Annotated in this window: 25 protein-coding genes and 1 pseudogene; 10 read left to right on the forward strand and 16 right to left on the reverse strand. The window is 68.8% G+C overall.

The genetic code is table 11. From position 1 onward, the window contains the following. Positions 1 to 8: 8 nt before the first annotated feature. Both RM423_RS14210 and RM423_RS14215 read right to left on the reverse strand, forming a co-directional pair. On the reverse strand, positions 9 to 548 hold the full coding sequence (locus RM423_RS14210) for a hypothetical protein (RefSeq protein WP_311423695.1): 540 nt from the start codon (positions 546 to 548) through the stop codon (positions 9 to 11). Beyond that, positions 545 to 1579 carry an NAD-dependent epimerase/dehydratase family protein gene (locus tag RM423_RS14215; RefSeq protein WP_311423696.1) on the reverse strand — a complete coding sequence of 345 codons (1035 nt, stop codon included), beginning with the start codon at positions 1577 to 1579 and terminating at the stop codon, positions 545 to 547. Before RM423_RS14215 ends, RM423_RS14210 begins: the two co-directional genes overlap by 4 nt. A 207-nt stretch (positions 1580 to 1786) precedes the next feature. Here RM423_RS14215 and RM423_RS14220 point away from each other — a divergent pair, with 207 nt between their 5' ends. Further along, positions 1787 to 2581 carry a hypothetical protein gene (locus RM423_RS14220; protein ID WP_311423697.1) on the forward strand — a complete coding sequence of 265 codons (795 nt, stop codon included), beginning with the start codon at positions 1787 to 1789 and terminating at the stop codon, positions 2579 to 2581. Between the two features lie 157 nt (positions 2582 to 2738). Beyond that, positions 2739 to 3989: an HNH endonuclease signature motif containing protein gene (locus RM423_RS14225; RefSeq protein ID WP_311423698.1), complete on the forward strand. Its 1251-nt coding sequence runs from the start codon at positions 2739 to 2741 to the stop codon at positions 3987 to 3989. 141 nt (positions 3990 to 4130) lie between these two features. Here RM423_RS14225 and RM423_RS14230 read toward each other — a convergent pair whose 3' ends face one another. The 3 genes from RM423_RS14230 to RM423_RS14240 all read right to left on the reverse strand — a co-directional run bounded on the left by RM423_RS14230 (position 4131) and on the right by RM423_RS14240 (position 7218). Next, the gene (locus RM423_RS14230; RefSeq protein ID WP_311423699.1) at positions 4131 to 5465 is read right to left on the reverse strand and encodes an AI-2E family transporter; all 1335 of its coding nucleotides are present in this window, start codon (positions 5463 to 5465) and stop codon (positions 4131 to 4133) included. 189 nt (positions 5466 to 5654) lie between these two features. Continuing rightward, the gene (locus tag RM423_RS14235; protein ID WP_311423700.1) at positions 5655 to 6632 is read right to left on the reverse strand and encodes an LLM class F420-dependent oxidoreductase; all 978 of its coding nucleotides are present in this window, start codon (positions 6630 to 6632) and stop codon (positions 5655 to 5657) included. Between the two features lie 166 nt (positions 6633 to 6798). Beyond that, on the reverse strand, positions 6799 to 7218 hold the full coding sequence (locus RM423_RS14240; RefSeq protein ID WP_311423701.1) for a ChaB family protein: 420 nt from the start codon (positions 7216 to 7218) through the stop codon (positions 6799 to 6801). Between the two features lie 253 nt (positions 7219 to 7471). Between RM423_RS14240 and RM423_RS14245 the strand changes: the two genes are divergently transcribed. Then, the gene (locus RM423_RS14245) at positions 7472 to 8437 is read left to right on the forward strand and encodes a glycosyltransferase family 2 protein (RefSeq protein WP_311423702.1); all 966 of its coding nucleotides are present in this window, start codon (positions 7472 to 7474) and stop codon (positions 8435 to 8437) included. Here RM423_RS14245 and RM423_RS14250 read toward each other — a convergent pair. Both RM423_RS14250 and RM423_RS25665 read right to left on the reverse strand, forming a co-directional pair. Further along, positions 8434 to 8667, reverse strand: a complete 234-nt coding sequence (locus tag RM423_RS14250; RefSeq protein ID WP_311423703.1) for a DUF3553 domain-containing protein — start codon at positions 8665 to 8667, stop codon at positions 8434 to 8436. The genes RM423_RS14245 and RM423_RS14250 overlap by 4 nt on opposite strands. Before the next feature lie 58 nt (positions 8668 to 8725). Continuing rightward, positions 8726 to 9538, reverse strand: a pseudogene (locus RM423_RS25665) (RecQ family ATP-dependent DNA helicase); the annotation flags it as partial. On the opposite strand from RM423_RS25665, the gene RM423_RS14265 reads away from it, so the two are divergent. Beyond that, the gene (locus tag RM423_RS14265) at positions 9492 to 9635 is read left to right on the forward strand and encodes a hypothetical protein (RefSeq protein ID WP_311423706.1); all 144 of its coding nucleotides are present in this window, start codon (positions 9492 to 9494) and stop codon (positions 9633 to 9635) included. The pseudogene RM423_RS25665 and the gene RM423_RS14265 overlap by 47 nt on opposite strands. Before the next feature lie 88 nt (positions 9636 to 9723). On the opposite strand, the gene RM423_RS14270 is transcribed toward RM423_RS14265, so the two are convergent. Next, entirely contained in the window at positions 9724 to 10122 is a 399-nt protein-coding gene (locus tag RM423_RS14270) for a hypothetical protein (protein ID WP_311423707.1), read from the reverse strand. A 437-nt stretch (positions 10123 to 10559) separates the two neighbouring features. Between RM423_RS14270 and RM423_RS14275 the strand changes: the two genes are divergently transcribed. Next, positions 10560 to 11330 carry a hypothetical protein gene (locus RM423_RS14275; protein WP_311423708.1) on the forward strand — a complete coding sequence of 257 codons (771 nt, stop codon included), beginning with the start codon at positions 10560 to 10562 and terminating at the stop codon, positions 11328 to 11330. A gap of 83 nt (positions 11331 to 11413) precedes the next feature. On the opposite strand, the gene RM423_RS14280 is transcribed toward RM423_RS14275, so the two are convergent. The 7 genes from RM423_RS14280 to RM423_RS14310 all read right to left on the reverse strand — a co-directional run bounded on the left by RM423_RS14280 (position 11414) and on the right by RM423_RS14310 (position 16668). Further along, positions 11414 to 11608, reverse strand: a complete 195-nt coding sequence (locus tag RM423_RS14280) for a hypothetical protein (RefSeq protein ID WP_311423709.1) — start codon at positions 11606 to 11608, stop codon at positions 11414 to 11416. Between the two features lie 47 nt (positions 11609 to 11655). Next, positions 11656 to 12426, reverse strand: coding sequence for a PRC and DUF2382 domain-containing protein (locus RM423_RS14285; RefSeq protein ID WP_311423710.1), 771 nt, complete (start codon positions 12424 to 12426; stop codon positions 11656 to 11658). A gap of 95 nt (positions 12427 to 12521) precedes the next feature. Beyond that, complete coding sequence (locus tag RM423_RS14290) at positions 12522 to 13127, reverse strand: DUF3618 domain-containing protein (protein WP_311423711.1); 606 nt, start codon at positions 13125 to 13127, stop codon at positions 12522 to 12524. Further along, positions 13124 to 13483, reverse strand: a complete 360-nt coding sequence (locus RM423_RS14295) for a phage holin family protein (protein ID WP_311423712.1) — start codon at positions 13481 to 13483, stop codon at positions 13124 to 13126. The genes RM423_RS14290 and RM423_RS14295 overlap by 4 nt, the downstream gene beginning before the upstream one ends. Positions 13484 to 13539: 56 nt before the next feature. After that, complete coding sequence (locus RM423_RS14300; RefSeq protein WP_311423713.1) at positions 13540 to 14256, reverse strand: hypothetical protein; 717 nt, start codon at positions 14254 to 14256, stop codon at positions 13540 to 13542. Between the two features lie 1029 nt (positions 14257 to 15285). Continuing rightward, positions 15286 to 16248 (reverse strand): hypothetical protein, encoded by a 963-nt coding sequence (locus RM423_RS14305; RefSeq protein ID WP_311423714.1) that lies wholly within the window; start codon positions 16246 to 16248, stop codon positions 15286 to 15288. 96 nt (positions 16249 to 16344) lie between these two features. Then, positions 16345 to 16668, reverse strand: coding sequence for a hypothetical protein (locus RM423_RS14310; RefSeq protein ID WP_311423715.1), 324 nt, complete (start codon positions 16666 to 16668; stop codon positions 16345 to 16347). Positions 16669 to 16970: 302 nt separating this feature from the next. On the opposite strand from RM423_RS14310, the gene RM423_RS14315 reads away from it, so the two are divergent. Then, complete coding sequence (locus RM423_RS14315) at positions 16971 to 17291, forward strand: ArsR/SmtB family transcription factor (RefSeq protein ID WP_311423716.1); 321 nt, start codon at positions 16971 to 16973, stop codon at positions 17289 to 17291. Between the two features lie 28 nt (positions 17292 to 17319). Here the strand turns inward: RM423_RS14315 and RM423_RS14320 are convergent, their stop codons facing one another. After that, complete coding sequence (locus RM423_RS14320) at positions 17320 to 18399, reverse strand: fatty acid desaturase family protein (protein ID WP_311423717.1); 1080 nt, start codon at positions 18397 to 18399, stop codon at positions 17320 to 17322. A gap of 314 nt (positions 18400 to 18713) precedes the next feature. Here RM423_RS14320 and RM423_RS14325 point away from each other — a divergent pair, with 314 nt between their 5' ends. The 4 genes from RM423_RS14325 to RM423_RS14340 all read left to right on the forward strand — a co-directional run bounded on the left by RM423_RS14325 (position 18714) and on the right by RM423_RS14340 (position 21980). Further along, complete coding sequence (locus tag RM423_RS14325; RefSeq protein ID WP_311423718.1) at positions 18714 to 18950, forward strand: hypothetical protein; 237 nt, start codon at positions 18714 to 18716, stop codon at positions 18948 to 18950. A gap of 50 nt (positions 18951 to 19000) precedes the next feature. Next, complete coding sequence (locus tag RM423_RS14330) at positions 19001 to 20656, forward strand: FAD-binding oxidoreductase (RefSeq protein WP_311423719.1); 1656 nt, start codon at positions 19001 to 19003, stop codon at positions 20654 to 20656. Positions 20657 to 20765: 109 nt separating this feature from the next. Then, positions 20766 to 20897 (forward strand): hypothetical protein, encoded by a 132-nt coding sequence (locus tag RM423_RS14335; protein ID WP_311423720.1) that lies wholly within the window; start codon positions 20766 to 20768, stop codon positions 20895 to 20897. 15 nt (positions 20898 to 20912) lie between these two features. Further along, on the forward strand, positions 20913 to 21980 hold the full coding sequence (locus tag RM423_RS14340) for an MFS transporter (protein ID WP_311423739.1): 1068 nt from the start codon (positions 20913 to 20915) through the stop codon (positions 21978 to 21980). The last annotated feature ends 71 nt before the right edge of the window (positions 21981 to 22051 follow it).

Raw genomic sequence — 22051 nt, forward strand, 5'->3', positions numbered from 1 at the left:
GATGATGGTCAGCTCTCGGCGTCGCCGGACTCGGACAGGAAGGCCAGCGTCCGGCGCTCGATCGCGGCGCTCAGGCTGTCGGAACGGTCGGGATGCTGTTCCCTGCTCTTGAGCTCAGCCTCGAAGAGGTGCCGTGGGACGTCGCCGGTCAGTCGCCGCGCGCGCTCCTCGAGCTGCCGGAAGACCGACCAGTACTGCTGCTCGTAGGCCTCGATGATCTCGAAGCTCCACATCCCCGGCAGCACGTTCCGGCCGACCAGCACGTCCTCCAGTTCGGAAGCCACTCCCGGATGACCGGCGCCGCGCAGCAACTCGGTGGCCTCCTGGAGCTGGCGGTCGGCCGTGCCGCACCGCCGATGGAACTCGTACAGCAGGCCGCGGGCGTACTCGACGACCTCGAGCGCCTCGGACAGCTTTCCCAGCGCGGCCACCGTGGCGTCCCTGACCCCGTCGGGCCGGCGCCGCGCCGGACCGGCGACATCGGCAACCGGCGGCTCCGCGGTGCCGAACACGTCCCGGGGATCCTCGTCGGGAGCGAGCTGTGTCATACCGACGCCTTTCGGAACGGGTTACGCGGCCGCATAGCCGGTGACGCGGTGCCGCGCCCGCGACCCAGTGCCTCGACGAAGTCTTTCAGCACCACGTCAGCCGGCACCCGCGGCTGCCACCCGAGTTCGTTGCGCGCCCGGTCGGTCTTGAGCAGCGGCACTCCCCTGGCGAGAGCGATCCAGCCGACGTCGGTGGGTTGCAGGTGCAGCGCCCAGGTGGCGTACGTGCCGGCCCGAACCAGCCCCACCGGTGCCGCGGGCATCGACATCCCGGTCGTCTCGGCCAGCGTCGCACGGTCGACGGGTGGCTCGCTGGCCAGGTTGAACGCCCCGCCGGCGCCCTGTTGGATGACCCGCACGATCGCGTCGGCGACATCGTCGGCGTGCACGAACTGGACGGCGAACTCCTTCGGCCACGGGGCCAGCCGCAGCATCCACGGCCGGACCAGGCTCAGCGGCAACAGCCGGCCCAGAAAGTACCGGCCGATCTCGGACGCGGCGTCGGGCTGCAGGATCAGGCCGGGACGCAGCCGCGTGATCGTCATCGAGCCGCCCTCGATGGCGTCCAGCTCACGCTCGACGGCGGCCTTGTCGACGCTGTAGGACGACTCCGGGTTGCCCGTGGTGGGCCACAACTCGTCCACCCAGGTGCCGGTGACGGCAGGGGCGTACGTCCCGACCGAGGACAGGTACACCAACTGCCCGACGCCGGCGCGCGCCGCGGCCTGAAAGACCCGGAGCGAGCCACCCTGGTTGCCCCGGCGCAGCAACTCCCGATCGTGCGAGGGCTGGATCATCCATCCCAGGTGCACCACCACGTCCGCACCCTGGAACGCCGACACCAACTCCTCTTCCGAGGACGCCGAGGCGATGTCCACCGAAATCCACCGGACACCCGAATACGGCTCGGCATCGTCGGGATAACGACGGGCCAGCCCGACCAGTTCGAGGTCAGGCAGGGACGCGGCCTTCAGCGCGCGGAGCAGAGCGGTCCCGACGTTGCCGGTGCCACCGACGACAGCAATCTTCACAGTTCCTCCGAGACAGCGCCGAAGGCTGCTGATCCAACCCGGTTCCGACCCTAGTGAGGCCCGCGAAAGTGGGCAACCGGTCTATCGTGGTTCTACGGTTGCCCTCCCGCAAGAAGGCCGGGACGGCGCCGCGTTCGACCCTGGACTGCCCGTCCCCCGTGCTGCGACCATCCAGCGCGCCCGATGACGTCAGATAGGTTGGCGACCATGAGCACCCACGAGCTTCAACACACGCGCACCATGCGGATTCCGCGGAGCCGCGGCGCCGTCAGCGGCCTCCTCATCATCATCCTGGGCGCGTGGGGCGCCCTCATCCCGTTCATCGGGCCGTGGTTCGACTACAGCTACCAGAGCGGCAGATCCTGGGACTGGACGGCTGCCCGCGGCTGGCTGGAAGTCCTTCCGGGCGTGGTGGCGATCGTCGGCGGCCTGCTGCTGCTCGTCAGCGCCAACCGGGTGACCGCGAGCCTCGGCGGCTGGCTCGCCGCGCTCGCCGGAGCGTGGTTCATCATCGGGCAGTCACTGGCCGCACTGTTCCACCTGGGCAGCGTGGGCGCCCCCCTCAGCACCCACACGTCCGGGATCGCCATTGCCCAGCTCGGGTACTTCTACGGCCTCGGCGCGCTGATCCTGTTCCTGGCCGCCTTCGCGCTGGGCCGGCTGGCAGTGGTGGGCGTCCGCGACGTCCGGGCGGCCGAGCGCCGCTCCGAGCGCAAGCGCGCGACCGACCTGGACACCGACCAGCCGCTGAGTGGCGCCGCTGGACGCCCGGGCCAGGGCCTTCCCCCCGGCTCCGACACGGTGCCGACCGGTTCCACTGAGCGACTGCACGACGAAACGTCTATCCGCGGTGATGCCGGCCTGAATCGGGATGCCAGCCTGAACCGCGATGCCGGCCTGAACCGGGCTGACCTGCCGAACCGCGGCGACTTCCCGGATGGCGGAACCGGCCGCGGCGCCACCCGGGCCACTGGCAATCAGCCGCCCGAGGGCGGCCGCTGACCTGGACCTGGTGGATGCCATAGCCAGGCATTTTTGTCAGACCCCTTCCCTAGTGTCTGGTGTATGACGTTAACGGGGGTGGGTGCGGCAGCGGTTGTTGCTGCGGCGGGCGCTGCCTGCCGCGGTTACGGCACTTACCGGTGCTCCGTTGTCTCTGGTGACCGATGATGAGTTGCTGAATGTGGTGCGCCTCGCGGAGCGGGCTCGTCGTCAGCTTGAGGCCTTTGATGCGGTGCTGATCACTGAGCTTGAGGCTCGTAGTGTCGCCGGTCGGTTGGTGGTCCGCGGGTCTAAGCAGTTGTTGTCGGGGTTGCTGAACCTGTCCCCGGCTGAAAGCTCGTCCCGGGTTCGTCAGGCCCACGAACTCGGCAGGCGGATCAGCATGACGGGTGAGCCGTTGCCGCCGCTGTTGCCTTTGACCGCGGCCGCCCGCGGGGAAGGTTCGATCACCGCACAGCATGTCGATGTCATCGTCCGGGCCATGACCACGCTGCGCGCGGCGTCGCTGCCGGTTGAGGAGCAGGCCGAGGCGGAGGCGTTCCTGGTCGAGCAGGCGCACTGCTTCAACCCGATCGTGCTCGCCGGGATCGCGAAGCAGTTGGTGGAGACCCTCGACCCCGATGGCCGCCTCGCCGATGAGCAGTCCCAGCGGCGGCGGAGGTTTCTGAGCTGCCTGCCCCGCGGCGACGGGATGTACCGGCTGACCGCCGACCTGGACACCGAAACCGCAGCACTAGCGATGACCGTGCTGCACTCCCTCGCCGCACCCCAACCCACCAAGCCAGCCGCACCCGGCGACGTTGGTGAGACCGGTCAGCACGGTGAGTGCGGTGCGAACGGTGAGCGGGATGAGCGCACTCCGGGTCAACGCCTGCATGATGCGTTCCGAGCGGTGTTGAAACTCGCCCTGCGCTCGGGGGAGCTTCCCACCTCGGGTGGGGTGCCCGCGACCGTGCTGATCACCATGACCGCCCAGCAGTTCGAGACCGGCACCGGACTGGCCTCCACCAGCTACGGCCAAAAACTGTCCGTCGCCCAGGCGCTACGACTGGCCGACCAAGCCAGCATCGCGTGGATCGTGCACAACAGCAAGGGCGGGATCCTCAACTACGGCACCACCCGACGCACCGCCAGCACCACCCAAACCCTGGCGTTGATCGCCCGCGACCAGGGCTGCGCCTTCCCCGGCTGTACCGACCCACCCGAATGGACAGAAAAACACCACATCAAACCCTGGGCAGAAGGCGGACCCACCAACCTCGACAACCTCTGCCTACTCTGCGACCACCACCACGACCGCATCAACACCGGCGGCTGGACCATCACCATGCGACACGGACTGCCCTGGTTCACCCCACCACCCTGGATCAACCCCACCCAACAACCACAACGCAACACCCGACCATGACGTGGTGCGCGGCCCGAACGTCTAGGCGGCGACTCAGACAGCTGCGCTCCCATCGGCCGGCACCACGAACAGACACCGGCGGATCCTGCTGATCTCAACACGACACGCCAGCAAGGACACGAACGTCCGTGGTCAGGGAAACTAGCGGGTGGTACGCGGCGGCCATGCTGGCCGCCGCTCCGTCCGGGCAGGCGGTGAGGTGGTGTCCCCGGGTTTCTCACCCTCGGCCACCGGATCGGCCGGCTCGTCACGCAGTCCACGTACGAACGAGTTCAGGAATGCCACCAGCGGCACTGCCACCAGCGCTCCGACCACGCCGTAGAGCGTTGTTCCTGAGGCCACCGCCAGCGCCACGGCGAGCGGATGCAGGTGCACCGCGCGGCTCATGATGACCGGCTGCAGCACGTGGCCTTCCAGCTGCACCAGCACGATGATCACGATCGCGATGACGACGGCCGCGGTCACCCCGTGTTCCAGGAAGGTCACCGCGACGCAGATGGTGCCCGCGACGGTCAGGCCCAGAATCGGAATGAACGAGCCGAGAAAGATGACGACGGCCAGTGGCGCGGCGAGCGGCACCCGCAGGATCAGCAGCGCGATGAAGATGCTCAGCGAGTGGATGACCGCGATGGTGACCTCGCCCCGGATGTAACCGCCCAGGGTGTGCCAGCCGCGGTTACCCGCGATGTCGGTGCGCGGCCGGGCACCGGTCGGAATCAGGCGCAGCATCCAGCGCCAGATGATGTCGCCGTCGCGGAGCATGAAGAACGCGCTCAGGATGGCCAGGAACAGTCCACCGACGAATTCGGCCAGCACCTGTGCCGTCGACAGCACACGCGAGGCCAGCTGCGCCTGGTGGCTGCGCACGGCGTCCGTGACGTTTGTGATCCACTTCGCCGTGTCAGCGCTGCGAACGTGGAACGGCCCGGTCTCGAGCCAGCGCTGGATCCGCTGCCCGGCCTGGCTCACCTGACCGGCCAGCGCACCGGAGTGCGAGCTGATCTGCGCGACGACGAACCAGCCGATCAGGCCGAACAGGGCGACCCCGCTCAACAGCACGATCGCCGTGGACAGGCTCTTGCGTCCGCCGAGCCGCTCCCGCAGCTTCGCCTCGAGGGGATGCAGGATGGCGGTGAAGAACAGTCCGATCACCAAGGTGAAAGCTACGAAGCTGACCTTTTCGAGTACCCGCAGGAACAGGTAGGACGCGATCGCGATCAGGATCAGCCGGGCCGCCCACTCGGAGGCGACCCGCACCGGCCAGATGACCGCCTCGGCGGTGAGGCTGGTCATCGGCATGGCGGGCTGGTCGGCCACCGTCGGAGGTGGCAGCAACGGCGCCGACGGCTCGTCAGCGACCTCCGCGGTGGCGTCACCGACGTCGGATGAGTTGAGTTCCGGCAGCAGCGGACCACCGACCTTCGGCCCGGAAGGGCTCTTTCCGGCGGTGGCTGAGTTCGTATCCGGCACGCTCACGGTCTGACCCTTCGATGGCGAGGACTTGCTGAGCCCTGTCACCGTACCCAAAGTCCGGCACTCCGAAGCTCAACCGTGTCCGCTGTGCCGGTACGAGGCGATACCGCGGGGTGTAGTTGCGGCGGTTCGCGCCCGTTCCACGCCCCTGACCACCCCTCGACCGCGCCCGGCCGGGTCGGCGGAATCGACTCAGGTCGCCAGGGCGCGCAGCTCCGGCAACACCTTGCGGGCATAGAACTCGAAGAACCCCTCGGCCTCGGTACCCGGTTGCGAGCCACCGATCTGCGAGATGTGGATATCGTCGAATCCCGCCTCGGCATAAGGGCGAAACGCCTCGACATGGGCGGAGAGGTCGTCGCCGCAGGGCATGCTCTCGGCGATCATGTCCGGTGTGACCAGCTGGCTCGCCTGTTCGAAGTGCCGGGGGCTGGGAAGCAACTGGGCGAGCTCGCCGGGCAGCTGCTCGTTGGCCCAGATCCGGTGCGCGGTCTCGACCGCCGTGCTCTTGTCCGGTGACCAGCACACCTTGTAACCGGCCTGCATCGGCTTGCCTTCGCCACCGTTGTCACGGAAGGCCTGGATCAGCTCCGCCTCGGGGCCGGTGGTGACGAAGCCGTCACCGATCCGTCCCGCGAGCGCGGCGGCCTTCGGCCCGAACCCTGACATGTACACCGGCACCGGCTCGTCCGGCAGCGTGTAGAGGCGAGCGTTCTCGACGGTGTAGTACGGGCCGGTCCGGGTCACGAACTCACCTCGCCACAGCTCCCGCATCACTTCGATGGACTCCTCGAGCATGGCCAGCCGCTCGTCGGCCGACGGCCAGCGCTCACCGGTGATGTGCTCGTTCAGCGCCTCGCCCGAACCCACCCCGAGGATGAAGCGGCCACCGTGCAGCACCGACGAGGTGGCTGCGGCCTGGGCGACGACGGCCGGGTGTATCCGGAAGCTCGGGCAGGTGACGGCGGTGGTGACCGGCAGCGAGCACACCTGCGACAGCGCGCCGATCATCGACCACACGAACGGGCTCTGACCCTGCTCGTCGTTCCACGGGTGGTAGTGGTCAGAGATCCAGAGCGACTCGAAACCTGCCTGCTCCGCCATCCTGGCCTGGTCCAGCAGTTGCGCCGGGGTGTACTCCTCGCACGACAGGAAGTATCCGATCCGCATGTCTTGTGCTCCTCGAAGCGGTGCTGCCCGCACGTCGCGACCGGCTGACGCGGCGCGGTGCGGACGCCTCGGCGCATTGCCGGGCCGGGCGATCTGCAGTTCGCTCGACCTTAGCGCCAGCGCCCAGACAGCGCCCAGGCAGCCAGCGTCTCGGTACCGCGCGGGGTCAGCCGTCCTGGCGTGCCTTCGCGGTCTCCCGGTCGTTGGCGCGCTGCAGGGCTTTCACCAGCTCGGGCTTGGTCATTGTCGAACGCCCCGGGACGTCCAGCCGACGAGCCAGTTCCATCAGGTGCGCCTTGCTGGCGTTGGCGTCCACTCCCCCGGCGGTTTCCCGGGAACCGGACCGCGCATCGGCCCCACCCTGGGCGGCCTGGCTGTCCGAAGGACCCTTCGCGCCGCCGGCCTTCTCTTCCCAGTGGTCACCGACCTTCTCGAACGAGTGCTTCAGCGAGGCGAACGCCGTGCGGTGCGCCCGCTCACCGTCGCCGTACTCCTCGACCGCCGCGTCGTGGGTCTTGATCCAGGTCTCCTGGGCTTTCTTCGGCGACCTGTGCAGGGTCGAGGGCAGTTCCTCGTCACCGGGCATCGGATGCTCCTTCGATCGGATGGGCTGGACCGGCGGCAGGTCTGGGGGATTGCCGCCGCGCCGCCTCAGCTTGCCGTCGGCCGAGCGCGGTTGGCAACAACCGCGATACCGTTACCGCCCCGCACACGAGGCGGTGGCCGCTTCCAGCCGCGGCCCCGGTAGGTTTTGGGAGCGCGGTTCGATCAGCAGCCTGGTGACACCGGGCCGACCCAGCTCTGCGCCGGGCGGCCTCGTCGGCGAAAGGACCTCAGGCGTGCCGCACCGCCCCCTGAATGAACGGCTCACCGTGGTGCTGCTGACCTACAACTGCGCGCGGTGGATCGAGCCGGTCCTCGCACACCTGCGCAAGCTCGACGTGCCGATCGTCGCGGTCGACAACGCCTCTACCGACGGCACGGCTGAGGTCGTGGCGGCGGCCGGGGTGCGGCTGATCCGGATGCCGCACAACGTCGGCGCCGCCGCTCGCAACGCCGGCGTGCGCGCCGTCCAGACCCCGTACGTCGCGTTCTGCGATGACGACGACTGGTACGAGCCGGACGGCCTGCCGATGGCCTGCGACCTGCTGGACCGGCATCCGCGGCTGGCCCTCGTCAACGCTCGGATTGTGGTGGGCCCCGAACGCCACCTTGATCCGATCTCCGCCGAGATGGCGGACAGCCCGATCGTCGAGACCGCCGGCATACCCGGCACGGTGCTGATGAGTTTCATGGCGGGTGCGTGCGTCGTCCGGGTCAGCGCCTATCGCGAGGCCGGCGGGTACGACAGGCGGTTCTTTCTCGGCGGCGAGGAGGAGACGCTGTCCTACACGCTGCTCAAGCGCGGCTGGCAGCTGCGCTACCTGCCCGAACTGGTCGTGGCGCACTATCCGAGCCTGGCGAACTTCACCACGCTCCGGGCCTACGGCATGCGCAACACCCTGTGGACTGCCTGGCTGCATCGGCGGTTTCTCAATGCACTGCGCTACACCGGCTTCATCCTCGCCGATGCCCCGAAGAACGGGGCGTACGCCCGCGCGATCGCCATGACGCTGCGCGGGCTGCCGTGGGTGCTGCGCGAGCGGCAGCCGATGAACCGCGAACTCGACCGGGACCTGCGCCTCCTCGACGCCCGGCGGTTCACCACCCGGCGCAGTCTTTTCACCTTCCGGGATCGGGGCGCGACGCGGCCGGCGAGCTGGCAGCAGGGTGGCGGCGGCGCTGCCGTGGACGGACCCGGCTAACTGGCCGGTCGCAGCAGGTTGTTCTCCTCGACCAGGTCCAGCGACAGCGTCCGATAGCCGGCGTGGTCGAACGGCACCACGACCCGCCCCGGCTCGAACTGCTGCACCGTTCCGCGTCCCCATTCGGAATGGTCGACACCCTGGCCGATCGCGAAGGGCCCCTCCTCCAGCGGGGCCACCCGGCCCGCGGCGCAGTTGTCGCAGTTCTCGCAGGTGCAGGCCGTAGCCATCGGGCCTGGCGAACAGCACCGCCCGCGCGCGCTCGCCATCGCGCCCGGCACGACCCACCTGCTGGTAGTAGGCATCCAGGCTCTCCGGCGCGTCCGCATGCACTATCAGTCGCACGTCGGCCTTGTCCACGCCGAGCCCGAACGCGCTGGTCGCCACGACGACCGGCGTGCGCCCGGCCAGGAACTCCTCGTGCGTACTCTGGCGCGCCTTGCGGGCCATCGAGCCGTGGTACGGCTTCGCCGGCACTCCCAGCTCGGTCAACGCCGCCGCCAGCTCTTCCGAGCGTCGCCGGGTCGATACGTAGACGATGACGCACCCGCCACCTTCGGCACGGTGGCGCACCACCTCGTCGGTGGCCGCGGCGTCCACACCCGAGCCGTCCGTCAGCAGCTGCGCGGTCAACGAGATGTTCGGACGGTCGAACTCCCCGACGATCACAACCGGATCACGCATGGCCAGCTCGTCGATGATCTCCGCGCGGATCTGGGCCGAAGCCGTCGCGGTGAGCGCGAGCACCCGCGGGCTGCCGAGTGCCCGGGCCGCCGAGGCGAGCGCGAGATAGTCCCGCCGGAAGTCGTGACCCCACGAACAGAGGCAATGGGCCTCGTCCACGACGAACAGCGACACCGTGGCCTGCTGCAGGGCCGCGATCACCTCTGGACGACCGAGCTGTTCCGGGGCCAGGAACAGGAACCCGACTTCGCCGGCGGCGATCCGCGCCAGCGCCCGCCGCTGCTGCGCGGACGTCAACTGGCTGTTGATCGCCACGGCCAGGGGGCCGTTGCCGGCGAGGCTGAGCAGCTGGTCGGCCTGCAGGGCGAGGGTGGGAGAGACGACCACGGTCAGTCCCGGCGACAGCCGGCCGGCCACCCCGGTACACCAGCGACTTGCCGGTTCCCGTCGCGAGCACCGCCAGGGTGTCACGGTGAAGTACGGCCTCGATCGCCTGCCGCTGGCCGGGCCGTAGCTCGACGTCGCCGACAGCCTCCCGTACGGCCTAGTCGATCGTGGTCGGCTCGCTGATGTCATCCCTCGCCGCGGCACCGGCCGGATGCTCAGTCGTCGCTGTCACGCCGCACGAATCGGGTGAAGGTGCTGACCTCGCCGTCTGAGGTCTTCTCTTGGTACACAAAGGCCAAACCGCGATCGTCGAACGTCGAGAAGAACGGCTCCCAGTCCACCTCGTCGAGGGAATCGGGATCGCCGCCGGGCGAGTCCGGGAACTCGATGCGCAGGATTCCGGCATCGCCCGAGTCATCGCCGGTCCGTGCCACCGACGCGGGACGACCACCGCGGGCCTCGGCCCAGGCCCGGATCACGTCATGGTCGGTGGTGGTGTAGCTCGCGGCGGTCGTCTGGGATTTCGTGTTCCGCTGAACCTGGTCTTCGGCACCGGCCTCTTGTGCGGCCTGTGACGCGTGGCCGTCTGCTTTGTCTGCTGCTTTGTCTGCCATATCCATCGCTTCCTTATCGGTTGCGATTCACCCTTGCCAGCACTTGCGATGGCAACTAGCGGTAGTCGACCGCGTGAGCACGGGCGCTATCTCGATGCCGAGCCGCCGCGATGACAAGCCGCCCGGACCGGCTGGGGCGAACCGGAGAGGGCTAGCTGGCTCTGCCCACCGAAAACGCTACTGCGCCGAGGCTCAGCCGGCCACCTCTGGATGCGACGCCGACGTTGCTTGCCGTGCCGATAGCGATGCCGATGACCGTGCGGATGCCGATGACGAACGGACCCGAGGTGGCGATAGAGGTCGCTGATACCGGAGAATTGATACTGCCGTCGCAGGTCAACCCTCACCGCCGCCGGCGTTCCGCCTTGTGACGGGGCCACCACCAGCCGCCGGCTACGCCGTGCTGGCTGAGGCCCCCATACCGAAAGCGACGACCTATGTTCAGAGCACTCCTGCGCGGCGCTGCAGCCGGCGCCGCCGGAACGACCGCCCTCAACGCCGTCACCTACCTCGATATGGCGGTGCGCGCGCGGCCCGCAAGTAGCACTCCGCAGCAGAGCGTCGAGGTGCTGGCCCAGAAGCTCGGTCACCCGGTGCCCGGCGAGGGTGAGCGGCACGAGAATCGCCTCGCCGGCCTCGGCCCGCTGAACGGCATTGCCGTCGGCGTCGGAATCGGGGCAGTCGCCGGGCTGCTGCGTCCGGTGCTGGCCCGGTTGTCTTTGCCGGTCGGGGCGACCGTCATCGGCGCGGCGGCATTGGCGGCTGCCAACATTCCGATGAAGCGGCTCGGCGTGAGCGACCCCGCGACCTGGTCGGCGGCCGACTGGGTCAGTGACGTGGTTCCGCACGCCGCCTTCGGCCTCGTCACCCACGCGACCCTGCGAGCAGGTAGTCCGAGCAGTGCGGTTGCGGCCGCAGCGGCCGGCAAGGCGGCCACAGCGGCTCCCGCCAGGACGGTGACCGCGGCTTCCCGCAAGGCTTTGACCGCAGCTTCCCGCAAGGCCTTCACCGCCGTACCACGTGGAGCCTTCACCGCTGTGCCGCGCAGGACGTTCGCCGCCGTACCGGCTAAGGCGGCCGTGATCGAGGCTCGCGGCAAGGCTCTCGCCGCGGCGGCTGCAGCACGCAAGGCGGCCGGCTCCCGCACGGCTGGCTCAGCCAGCTTCCGCGCGGATAGCTCACCTACGGACGATTCAACGCAACGGTAGCGACAAATGCCGGCGCCGCCGGGGACGAGAATCCCCCGGCGGCGCCGGCCTCTGTGTATCAGGGCTTCAGCCCGTGCGTGCTTCTAAAGCAGCTTGCCGAGGCCACCGAGCTCGCCACCGAGGCTGCTGGTGTCCAGGCCGAACTTGGAGAGCAGTCCGGCATGATCGCCGTTCTCGGTGTCGACCGAATCAGGAAGCTCATTGCCGGCCTGGTCTGCCTCATCGTGCTTACCTTGGCTGCGAAGAAGCTGCAAGATCTGATCTTTGTCGATATTCATGTAGATCTCCTCGCGTCGGGAGCTGCGCCTGAACCAAATACGGTCGGTCAGCGGGTGTCGGTCGTCGGGTCCTCGATCTGCTCCTTGCGAACCTGCTCCGACACCGTCTGGTTCTCGGTGACTGTCTCGGTGGCGAGTCGCACGCGCTCGACCGGCACGGTCTCCTTGGTCACTACCGGCTGCTCGGCGTGCAGGGTGACCTCGTGCTCCTCTTCGCTGAGGTCCGGACCCGACAGGGCCTGGTCACGGTTCGCGTCGGTGATCGGCTCACGCTCGACGCGGACCTCTTCGCGGCTAACCGGCACCGTGGTGCTGACGTTCTCGGTGACGATGTACTTGCGCAACCGTGCCCGCCCGGTCTCCACCCGCTGGGTGCCGACATTCAGCCGCTCCTCGGAGCGAGTCATCGCGTCGTCGGTGACCGGACCCGAAGTGTCACGGCCTACCACGCCCGTTTGCGATCCGATGATCTCGGTGTTGCCCTGCGTACCGCCGGCGACCGTGCCGAGATAGCCCTGGTAGTGCGCGAAGAGAGCGTCGTTCTCGCTGTCGTCGAGGTGCCCGTCCGCGTCCATGTTCGGAGCGTCCTTCACCAGATTCTTGGGAACTGCCAACCGGAGGTTGTCACCGTCCCAACTCGATCCGTACAGCGGGGCGAAGCTCTCCTTGGTGCCGAGCAACCCGGTGCTCACGGTGACCCATTCGGGCTCACCGGTGGTGTCGTCAAGATAGATCTGGCCGACCTTGCCGAGCTTGTTTCCCTCGACGTCGACTGCGGTGCGGCCGATCATGTTCTGAAGATCCTGAGGATTCGTCATGCTGCGTCCTTACCGTTGATGCTGTGGATGTGGAGATTCGCGTGCACCCGAGGCGCGTTCCGGCGCTCACGCCCCGGGCGGCGTGTCCTATTTTACTAGGAGTTTCGGCTTTCCTGAACAGTGTCCTTGGCGTCCGCGGCGCGGCCCTTGACGTCCTGAGCCGCTGAGGCGCCCTCTTCCTTCACGGTGCTGGCGGCGTCCGTTGCGGTTTCGTTGACCGCCTGGACCGCTTCCTTCGCCGGCTCGCGGAGGTTGTCGGCCACCGACTTGGCGGCGTCGGTCACCATCGGCGTCGCGGTCTCCTTGACCTGCGACGCGGCGTGCTGCTCTGCCTGGCTGGCCGGAAGAAGCGAACCGACCAGCCAGCCGACGCCCATAGCGATGAGGCCGGCGGCCAGCGGGTTACCCGAGGCCTGTGACTTCACGGTGCTCGGAGCACTCGTGATGGTGTCGCTCATGCTGGAACCCGCGGAGCTGATGCTGTCAGTCATGGAAGAACCTGCCGAACTGGTGTTGGCGCCGATGTGTGAGGCGGTACCCATTACCTTGTCCTTGACGCCGAATACGGCGCCCTTGGCCTTGTCCGCCTGCCGCTTCGCGACGTTGGACGGCTTAACGGTCTCGGTCAGGGTGTTGACGTTCTCGGACAGGTTGCTGCGGGTCTGCTCGATCTCTGCGCGGATCTCTTCGGGGCTGCTCATCGGGTCTCCTCGTGTCCTGCGACGGCGCTGGGGATCTTCTTGACGGTTTCCGCCGTCTTCGGAGTTCCTTGCACCTGCTTGATTTCTTTCTTTCCCATCACGGCGAGCACCGCGCCGATGACGGCCCAGATGAGCGCGACGATCAACGCGGACCAGCCGTGGCCGGTCTTGTCGCCAAGGCCCCACCAGAGAGCGATGGACAGGAACAGCAGCACCATGTGGCCACTGACGCCGGCGCCGGCGAACATGCCCGCACCCTTGCCTGCATTGCTGGCCGACTGGCGAAGTTCCGCCTTCGCCAGCTCGATCTCCTGACGTACCAGGGTGGACAGATCAGAGCTGATGTCGGTCAGCATTTCGCCGAGGGATGGTCGTTCGCCGGAAGTGGTCGGCGGTTGGTCCAAAGGATGGCTCACAGCACGCGGCCCTCGTTCGGGAAGCCTGCGCCCAGGTCCTCGCTGGAGGCGTACGGGCGGACCACGTCGACATCCGGCACAACGGTCGTCATCGGACGGCCGGCGTACTGCTGGCTGCTCTGGCTCTGGTCCTGGGCGTTCGCCTTGATGCCACGGGTAAGCCGTCCGGCGACGAGGCCCGCGCTTGCGGCGACGAGCAGGAAGGCGCCGGGACGTCGCCGCGCGAAGTCCTTGACCTCTTCGACGAGCCGGCCGGGCTCGCGCTCGTCCAGCCACGACGCGATCTCGTGTGACTTCTGCGCCGCCTGGCCCGCCAGGTCGGTGGCCACGCCGGACTGCTGGCCGTTGTCGACCATCGACTGCAGTTCGTCGCCCAGTGCGCGCAACCCGCCGGCGAGGCGCTGCTGCTGCTGGCCGGCCTGCTGGGTCAGTTCGCTTCGGGCTTGGTTCACAAGGTCCTTGGCTTGTTTGCCGGCCTCCGCAGTTACATTCGCGACCTGGTCCTTGGCCACGCCCGCGACGTGCTGACCGGCGCCCACGGCGCTCTGTCCCACATCACTGGCCTCGCTCTTGGCCACGTCGGTGACTGCCGGGCTGCTCTGCCCGCTCTGCGCTGAGCTGGCACCGGATTGGCCTGCAGGGGTCATCGGCGGCACACCGGGATCACCAGCCAGCGGCGTAGAAGTGAACGGCGGTGTGTAGTTCTCAGTCATGCGGGAACTCCTTAATTAGGCCGGGACACGTCTTCTGTCTCATCGGCTCGGACGGCGGCGTGCGCTCTGGCATTCGCGATGGGCGCAGCAGGCCATGTGCGCTAGCCGGGCCGCACGAGCCACGGAAGCACCGGGCACGTGACGACAGTGTTCAGCGCCTCATCGGCACCAACTGACAGGCTAAAAGGTCGTGTCCTGCATACGCGCGTCCTTCGACTCCTTGCCCGGCCCCGGTGCGTGTTCACCGTGTTCGCCGAGCGAGCGCATTCCTCGCGTGCGGCTGACGGTTTCAACCACGTGGTGACTCAAGCGTCCCCACACAGAACGTAGGGCGAAGGCCTACCCATACGCAACTGCGCCTCGATATCCAACCGTAATTTAACAAGTGGACTTATCGGATAACGCGTAGCCGCCTCCTGCCCGGCTGCGGGCCTAGCCGCCGTGGCCGGCGCGTGGGTCCGAGGAGTCCCTTCCGGCTTCATCTGTATCCGGCGGAGTAGCGGCTGTATCACCCGGAGCAGTGGCGGAGTCGTCATCAGGACCCGCACCGTTGCCGAGAAAGGCCTCAGGCCGCGGACCGTCGGGACTGTCGACGCCGGGCCGGCCCTCGTCGGGCGACTCCTGTCCGGTGATGGTTTCGCTTACCTTCTGGATGAATTCGGACATCCGCCTTCTCCATTCGCGTCGGTCTTCTCAGGGTCTTGTCGCTGTGCTCAGGCTCTTGTCGGTCCGCTCACGGCGCCGCCACCTGCATACATAACTCGTCGTTCTCGGCGATGTCAGCCTCAGGCGACTGGACGACGAAGCGGGGATCGTACGAACCGAGAAGTGCGAGTCGGGAGCGTCCGGTTCGGGTGCCGGAGGCCTGGAGTAACTGCCTTACTCGGCGGACTGGCGGTCGACCCGGCCTAACTCGAAGTTACCCCAGCGGCCGGCCGCCTGCTATGAGTGCCGAACTGAATCGGACGGCCTTCGCCGCCGTGCTGAGTCGCCCCTGGGGAGTCACACCAGGGCTCAGTCGGCCCGTGCTCAGTCGCGCCGTGCCAGTGCGGAGAGCGCCTCCTCGGCGGCGCGCTGCACCTCGGCGGCGTCTTCGGCCGTTCGTTCAGCCTCATCCGACTGCCTCTGCGCGGCACGCTCGGCGGTCGAGGCCTCGTCCGCGGCGACCCGCGCCTGGTGGAGCAGTTCCTCGAGTTCGTGCGCGCGGTCAGCGATCGTTGCCGCCCGCTCACGCGCCTCCTTCAGCACTGCCCGCGCATCGTTCGCCGTTTGATCGGCGCTCGTCCGGGCGGCATGCGCAGCGGCCACTTCGTCCACCGCCTCCCGCAACGCGGCGCGACGCTGCTCGGCCCGCTGAGCTTCCGCCCGGCGCTCTTCAACCGCCTGTGCTTCGGTCCGCGCAGCGCTGCCCCGATGGGCCTCGGTGTGCTCGTCCTGCTGCTCGGACCAGGGGTCAGACGCCGGCTCGCGCACCACCGAGAGGTGCCGGTGCTTCGTCCGCGGAACGGCAACGGCATCGGTGACATCGACCTCGCCGAACCCGGAGTAGGACAGCGCGGCGGTCAGCCTGCCGGACAGCACCGCCGCTTCGGCGGCTTCGTCAGCAATCGCTGCGTCGAAGGTGGCGCGCACCTGGGCGAGCACCGCCTCCGTCACCGATCGGCTCGCCGCGGCACCCGCCAGCCGGACCAGCCGCGCCAGTAGCTGCTGCCGCTGCCCGGAGAGCTCCCGCAGATCGGCTCCGCGCAATTCACGCTGGGCGCTGCGCATCCGCGTCCCCAGCTCGGTCAGCTCTGCCACTTCAGGCGGCTCGGACCGGGTCACGGCGTTGACCAGGGCGGCCGCAAGCACCGGCTTCTTCAGCTTGCCGATCTGCCTCGCGAGGGTCCGGTCACCCGCCGAACGGGCTTCGGTCACCAGGGTGTCCCGGCGGGTCGCGAAGTCCTCGGGCGGCACCGCGTAAAGCTCGTCAGCCGCCTCGTCGAGGTCCATGACGGCCCGTCAGGCCAGCCGCGGCGGAAGGGTCACGTCTCGGGACAGTACAACGGCGGCTAACCCATCCCGGCTGCAGCGGTCCAACAGCCACGGTCAGATTCCGCCGGGCGGCCCGGCGGCCAGGTCCTCGCCGGGTTCGGCGGGAGAGATGTCATCGGAGTCCGGGCTCGCGGTCTCGAGATCGTCGTCCGGGTCGGCCTCATCGTCGCCGAGGTCGGCGTCGAAACGGCTGGGACTCAGCTCGTCCGAGCCCGCGCTCGCGGTATCGGGATTCTCGGTCAGCTCATCCCGCAGGCCAAGACTGGCTGGACCTGACGGCACGGGATCGGTCAGCTCGGCATCGGTGAACTCGGGGTCGGACACCTCGGGATCGCTCAGCTCGGGGCCGCTCAGCTCGTGGTCGGTAGGCTCGCTCATCTGGTCGCATACTCCGCTCCGTCGTCGGAACCGGCTGTCTGCTCAACCGACAATTGCTCGCGGCCACCACGGTATCCGCAATCACGCAGCGGTGTTCCCCGAGCAGGAGCGGGTCGAGGCCGGCATCGAAGATTACGACCCCGATTCGGTTCCGCCCGCAGCCGAAGAGCGCGCTGGTCATTGTCGGTCACGCCGCAGAGGCGACGCTCTCTGCGCCGGAGTGTGCCATCGACGACGAGCGCCAAGACCCGGCGATCCGCGAGTGTGTTGCAGGTGACCATCCGGTCACGTATCTTCCTAGGGTGACAGACGATGACCTGGTCTTCAAGGCGCTCGCCGACCCCAGCCGGCGGCTGCTCCTGGACCGGCTATTCGAGCGGGACGGACGCAGTCTCACCGATCTCGAGTCGGAACTGACCATGACCCGGTTCGGGGTGATGAAGCATCTGCGGCTGCTGGAAGAGGCCGGCCTCGTCCTGACCCGCAAGTCCGGACGGGAGAAGCTGCACTTCCTGAACCCGGTGCCGATCCGCCTCGTCCACGACCGCTGGATCGACAAGTACACCGAACCGCACGTCTGCGCACTCGTCGAGCTCAAGCGGGAGCTGGAGAACGACACCTGAGCCAGGCGGCTCGGCCTCCGATGGCAGCTCAGCCGCGGTACAGCTGAACGAGCGGGCAGGTGAAAGGGTCCCGCTCGCCCAGGCCGACGCGGTTCAGGTACCGCACCACGATGCTGTACGAGCCGGCCAGCGACGTTTCGGTGTACAGCACGCCGTGCTTGGCGCAGTGCTCTCGAACCATCGGCTGCACCAGCTTGAGGTTGGGCCGGGGCATGCTCGGGAACAGGTGATGCTCGATCTGGTAGTTGAGGCCGCCCATCATGAAGTCGGTCAGTCGGCCGCCGCGAATATTGCGAGACATCAGGACCTGCCGGCGGAGGAAGTCGACCTTCATGCTGGCGGGGACGATCGGCATGCCCTTGTGGTTCGGCGCGAAGGAGCCGCCGAGCAGCACCCCGAACAGGCCGAGCTCGACGCCCGCGAACGCCGCCGCCTTGCCGACCGGCAGCAACAGCAGCAGCACCGCGAAGAAGCCGCCGACCCGGAGCGCGATGACGGTGAGTTCCAGCCAGCGGTAGCGGATGTCGCGCTTGACGAGCAGCGCCTGAATGCTGTTGACGTGCAGCGCCACCCCCTCGAGCGTGAGCAGCGGAAAGAACGCCCAGCCCTGGTGGCGCGCGAACCACCCGGCGGCACCGGTGCGTCGACGGGCCTGGTCCGGAGTGAACGCGAGAACGCCGGACTGGATGTCGGGGTCGCGGCCCTCTTGGTTGGGCGCGTTGTGGTGCTTGTTGTGCTTGCCCATCCACCAGCCGTAGCTGAGGCCGGCGAAGCCGCACGAGAGCACCCGGGACGTCCACGCGTTCCAGGTGTGCGACGCGAACACCTGCCGGTGCGCCGTGTCGTGGCCGAGGAAGCCGAACTGGGCACGCACCACCGCCAGAGCCGCCGCGAGCAGCAGCACCCACCAGGAGTTCCCCACCGCCACTACCCCGGCCCACATCGCGGCAAAGGCCGCCACCGTGAGCAGGATGGTCGTGACGTAGTAGCCGTGCCGACGGCGCAGCAGGCCCGCCGCGAGAACCTGCTGGGACAACTCGGCATAGGCAGAGACGTGCTTCTCACGTCGGCTGGTGGGGACGGCGGCGGTCAGCGAGGGAGTCGACAAGAGAAGAACCTGTTCGGCGTGGGGTCGGTGGCAACGCCGCACAGGGATGTGCTGGCACTGAAGGTGCTCTAATCACCCAGCAAGCTGGGGCTTGTGACGTTGACAGTACCTACCCGGCGCCTCCCGCGGGATGGTTGCCTGTAGGCGACATTCGCGATCGGTGTTCACATCGGGTAAATCCCGACGACACGGGTGCGACACGGTGCCAGGAGTAGGGTCGGCGACCGCCGAGGGTTAGTCGTGTGCCACAAGAAGCGATGGCATCGCCCGAGGTGTTCAGCGGCGGCCCAAACCAGGGCAGATCGGCGCTCGACATGACTGATCAAGGCACGACCGACTCGCACTCCCCGCACGCGGAATCCGATCAGCCCTCGGACGCGGCCGCATTGGTGAGCCACAACAGCGAGATCAACACCACTGCCGCGCTCGCGCACCGGTGCGGAATGACGCACCTTGCCAGCGGGCGGCTCTGCCTGCTACCCGAGCGGCACGCCGGCTCATGCGACTTCGTGCAACCATCGGACGTCGAGTCAGCGATCGCAGGGCGCTGACCGGGCCTACACTGCCGAACACCGATTGGACGGCAGTGTGGGAGTGATGGATGCGAGAGCGCGTGGCCGACGGCCCCGGCAGGCGGGCAGTACTGACCGGCGCCTCGCTAGCGCTGGCGGCGTCGCTGGCAGCCTGCACCCGTGGCCGTGGCCCCACCGCTCCCGCCGGAACCCCACCCGCCGGAACTGCTCCCGCTGGAACTGCTCCCGCTGGAACCACGGCGACTGGCTCGGCAGCCGCGACCGGAACCGGCTCCGCTGCCCTCCCGACGGGTGCCGCCAGTACGAGCGCGGCGGTCAAGCCGACCCTGGCGGCCCTGTCCCGGCAGCTGTCCACGCCGCTGCTGCAGCCGAAGTCCGCTGACTTCGCCGCGGCGGCCCGGCTCTACAACCCGCGCTTCGACAGCGCCCCCGCGCCCACGGCGATCGCCCGCTGCCGGAGCACGGCCGATGTCGCGGCCGGCGTCCGGTTCGCCGCGGCGACCGGTACCCCGCTCTCCGTCCGGGCCGGTGGCCATTCCTACGGCGGCTGGTCACGTGGCTCGGGCCTGATGCTCGACGTGGCGCCCCTGCGCACCGTGTCGGTGGACACCGCCGGCGGCACGGCCAAGATCGGCGCCGGTGCCACGCTGGTCGATGTCTACGCGGCGCTGGCGAACAAGAATGTCGCCATCGCCGCCGGTTCCTGCCCCACGGTGGGGGTCACCGGCCTGCTGCTCGGTGGCGGTGTGGGGGCGTTGACGCGGGCGTACGGGCTGACCTGCGACGCACTGCGCGCCGCCACCGTGGTCACGGCTGACGGCAAGATCCACTCCGTCGGCCCCTCACACGACCCGGGCCTGTTCTGGGCGTTACAGGGCGGCGGAGGAGGCTTCACGGCGGTCGTGGACCTGACGCTGGCGGTCCGGGCCGCACCCACGGTGCACACCTTCTATCTGCAATGGGACTTCTCGCATGCCGAGGCGGTACTCAGCGGCTGGCAGCAGTGGATCGGCAAGACCGATCGCGCGCTGTGGAGCACCTGCAAGCTGCTGGCCGATCCCGGCGCTGGCCTGCGAGCGACCGTATCCGGTACCTGGATCGGAGCCGGCCCACAGCTCCAGGCGGCACTGGACCCGCTGCTCAAGGCCATCGGCGCGCCCACCACGGCGAACCAGCGCAACACCCTCGACTACGCCTCCGCGATGCTGCTGGAGGCCGGTTGCTCCGGGCAGTCCCCCGACCAGTGCCGGGCGGACGCGCTGAGCCCGCACAAGCGCCAACCTTTCGCGGCCACCTCGGCGGTGCTGGATTCTCCCCTTCCGAGCACCGGAGTCTCCACCGCGGTTGCCCAGGCGCGGTCGGCCCTGTCCATTCCGGGGCTGGCCGAGGGCGGGGTGTCCTTCGATGCCCTCGGCGGTGCGGTGGCAGACATAGCCCCCACCGCCACCGCCTTCGCGCATCGCGGCGCCCTGGCCCTGGTGCAGTACACGGCGACGTGGTCTGCCGCTGCCGCTGACCCGGCGCCGTATGACCGCTTCGTCCGCGGTGAGCGGTCGGCGCTGTCGCGGTGGACGGGCGATGGCGCGTATGTCAACTACGCCGACCCCAGCATCGGCAACTACCCGGCGGCGTACTGGGGCGCCAACTACCCCCGGCTGCAGGCGGTGAAGAAGCAGTACGACCCGGGCAACCTGTTCTCGTTCGCCCAGTCCGTCAAGGCCTGAACTGCCGTCAGCCGGCTCGGCGCGGGCGGCTGACCACTCCCTTCACCAGTTCCGCGGCAGCGGCGTCCGGGCCGGCAAGCCGACACCGGCCGGTGGGCAGAATGGTTACGTGACGACAATGACCGCAGCGCGCGGACGCGTCGGTTCTGGCACCGCCGTGTGGTTGACCGCCTTCGCCTTCGCGGCCGCGATGCTGGGAACGACGCTGCCGACCCCGCTGTACCCGCATTACGAGCAGTAGTTCCGCTTCGACCCGCTGACTGTGACGCTGGTGTACGCCGCCTACGCGGTGGGCGTACTGGCCGCGCTGCTCGCCTTCGGCCGCGCGTCGGACACCCTCGGACGCCGCCCCGTCCTGCTGGCGGCGCTGGCACTCTCGGGAACCTCCTCCTTGGTGTTCGTCCTGGTCGGTGCCATGAGCAGCGGCGGCCTGCCGCTGCTGTTTACCGGCCGGGTGCTGTCCGGGCTGTCCGCGGGCATGTTCACCGGCACGGCCACGGCTGCCCTGGCGGACTACGCGGGAAAGGACAACCAGCTCCGCGCAAGTGTGATCGCGGCCGTCGCCAACATCGGCGGCCTCGGCCTGGGCCCGCTGGTCAGTGGCCTGCTTGCGCGCCACGCCGGCCGGCCGCTGCAGACCAGCTACCTGGTGCATGTCGTGGTGGTCGTCCTCGCCGTGGCCGCCATCCTGGCCGTCCCCGAACCGGTGCGCCCGGACGGACCCCGCCGGCTGCGCTTCCAGCGGTTGGGCGTGCCGGCCGTGGCCCGCGCCGCGTTCCTGCAGGCTGGCACCGCGGGCTTCGCCGGCTTCGCCCTGCTCGGGCTCTTCACCGCGGTCAGCCCGTCCGTACTCGCGCTGCTCGGGCACCACAATCCCGCCCTGACGGGCGTGGTGGTCTTCGCGGTGTTCGCCGCGTCGGCGGCCGGGCAGGTGGTGTCCGCGACGCTGCCCGCCCGACCAGCGCTGCTGGCGGGCACCGGCGTGCTGGTCCTCGGGCTGGCGGTACTCGGGATCAGCCTGGCCCGGTCATCGCTGCCGCTGCTGGTCATCGCGGGTGTCATCGGCGGGGCCGGCCAGGGTCTCAGCTTCCGCGCGGCGCTCGGCCTCGTCACCCAGGTCAGCCCCGCCGAGCAGCGGGGCGGCGTCGCGTCGAGCTTCTTCGCCGTCGTCTACGTCGGTATCTCGCTGCCCGTGGTCGGCATCGGCGTGGGCACCCGCGAGTACGGGCTGGTCCACACCGGAGAGGTGTTCGCGGCGATCCTGGCCGTCCTGGCGCTGCTCGCCCTGACAAGCCTCGCGCTGCGTAAGCCTCGCGCTGCGTAAGCCGTACCCACGCAAGCGGAATCGCCTGACGGCTCCCTGACCGCGCATGCCTGAGACCTGGCGAAGTTCGG

Origin of the sequence: Jatrophihabitans lederbergiae, assembly GCF_031845305.1 — a bacterium.
Classification (GTDB): domain Bacteria; phylum Actinomycetota; class Actinomycetes; order Mycobacteriales; family Jatrophihabitantaceae; genus Jatrophihabitans_A; species Jatrophihabitans_A lederbergiae.

Bases quoted from the DNA above. Each gene is read 5' to 3' on its own strand.
- RM423_RS14210 (WP_311423695.1), bottom strand. From the start codon at position 548: ATGACACAGCTCGCTCCCGACGAGGATCCCCGGGACGTGTTCGGCACC.
- RM423_RS14220 (WP_311423697.1), top strand. From the start codon at position 1,787: ATGAGCACCCACGAGCTTCAACACACGCGCACCATGCGGATTCCGCGG.
- RM423_RS14235 (WP_311423700.1), bottom strand. From the start codon at position 6,632: ATGCGGATCGGATACTTCCTGTCGTGCGAGGAGTACACCCCGGCGCAA.
- RM423_RS14240 (WP_311423701.1), bottom strand. From the start codon at position 7,218: ATGCCCGGTGACGAGGAACTGCCCTCGACCCTGCACAGGTCGCCGAAG.
- RM423_RS14250 (WP_311423703.1), bottom strand. From the start codon at position 8,667: ATGGCTACGGCCTGCACCTGCGAGAACTGCGACAACTGCGCCGCGGGC.
- RM423_RS14270 (WP_311423707.1), bottom strand. From the start codon at position 10,122: ATGGCAGACAAAGCAGCAGACAAAGCAGACGGCCACGCGTCACAGGCC.
- RM423_RS14275 (WP_311423708.1), top strand. From the start codon at position 10,560: ATGTTCAGAGCACTCCTGCGCGGCGCTGCAGCCGGCGCCGCCGGAACG.
- RM423_RS14280 (WP_311423709.1), bottom strand. From the start codon at position 11,608: ATGAATATCGACAAAGATCAGATCTTGCAGCTTCTTCGCAGCCAAGGT.
- RM423_RS14285 (WP_311423710.1), bottom strand. From the start codon at position 12,426: ATGACGAATCCTCAGGATCTTCAGAACATGATCGGCCGCACCGCAGTC.
- RM423_RS14290 (WP_311423711.1), bottom strand. From the start codon at position 13,127: ATGAGCAGCCCCGAAGAGATCCGCGCAGAGATCGAGCAGACCCGCAGC.
- RM423_RS14295 (WP_311423712.1), bottom strand. From the start codon at position 13,483: ATGCTGACCGACATCAGCTCTGATCTGTCCACCCTGGTACGTCAGGAG.
- RM423_RS14300 (WP_311423713.1), bottom strand. From the start codon at position 14,256: ATGACTGAGAACTACACACCGCCGTTCACTTCTACGCCGCTGGCTGGT.
- RM423_RS14305 (WP_311423714.1), bottom strand. From the start codon at position 16,248: ATGGACCTCGACGAGGCGGCTGACGAGCTTTACGCGGTGCCGCCCGAG.
- RM423_RS14310 (WP_311423715.1), bottom strand. From the start codon at position 16,668: ATGAGCGAGCCTACCGACCACGAGCTGAGCGGCCCCGAGCTGAGCGAT.
- RM423_RS14325 (WP_311423718.1), top strand. From the start codon at position 18,714: ATGACTGATCAAGGCACGACCGACTCGCACTCCCCGCACGCGGAATCC.
- RM423_RS14330 (WP_311423719.1), top strand. From the start codon at position 19,001: ATGCGAGAGCGCGTGGCCGACGGCCCCGGCAGGCGGGCAGTACTGACC.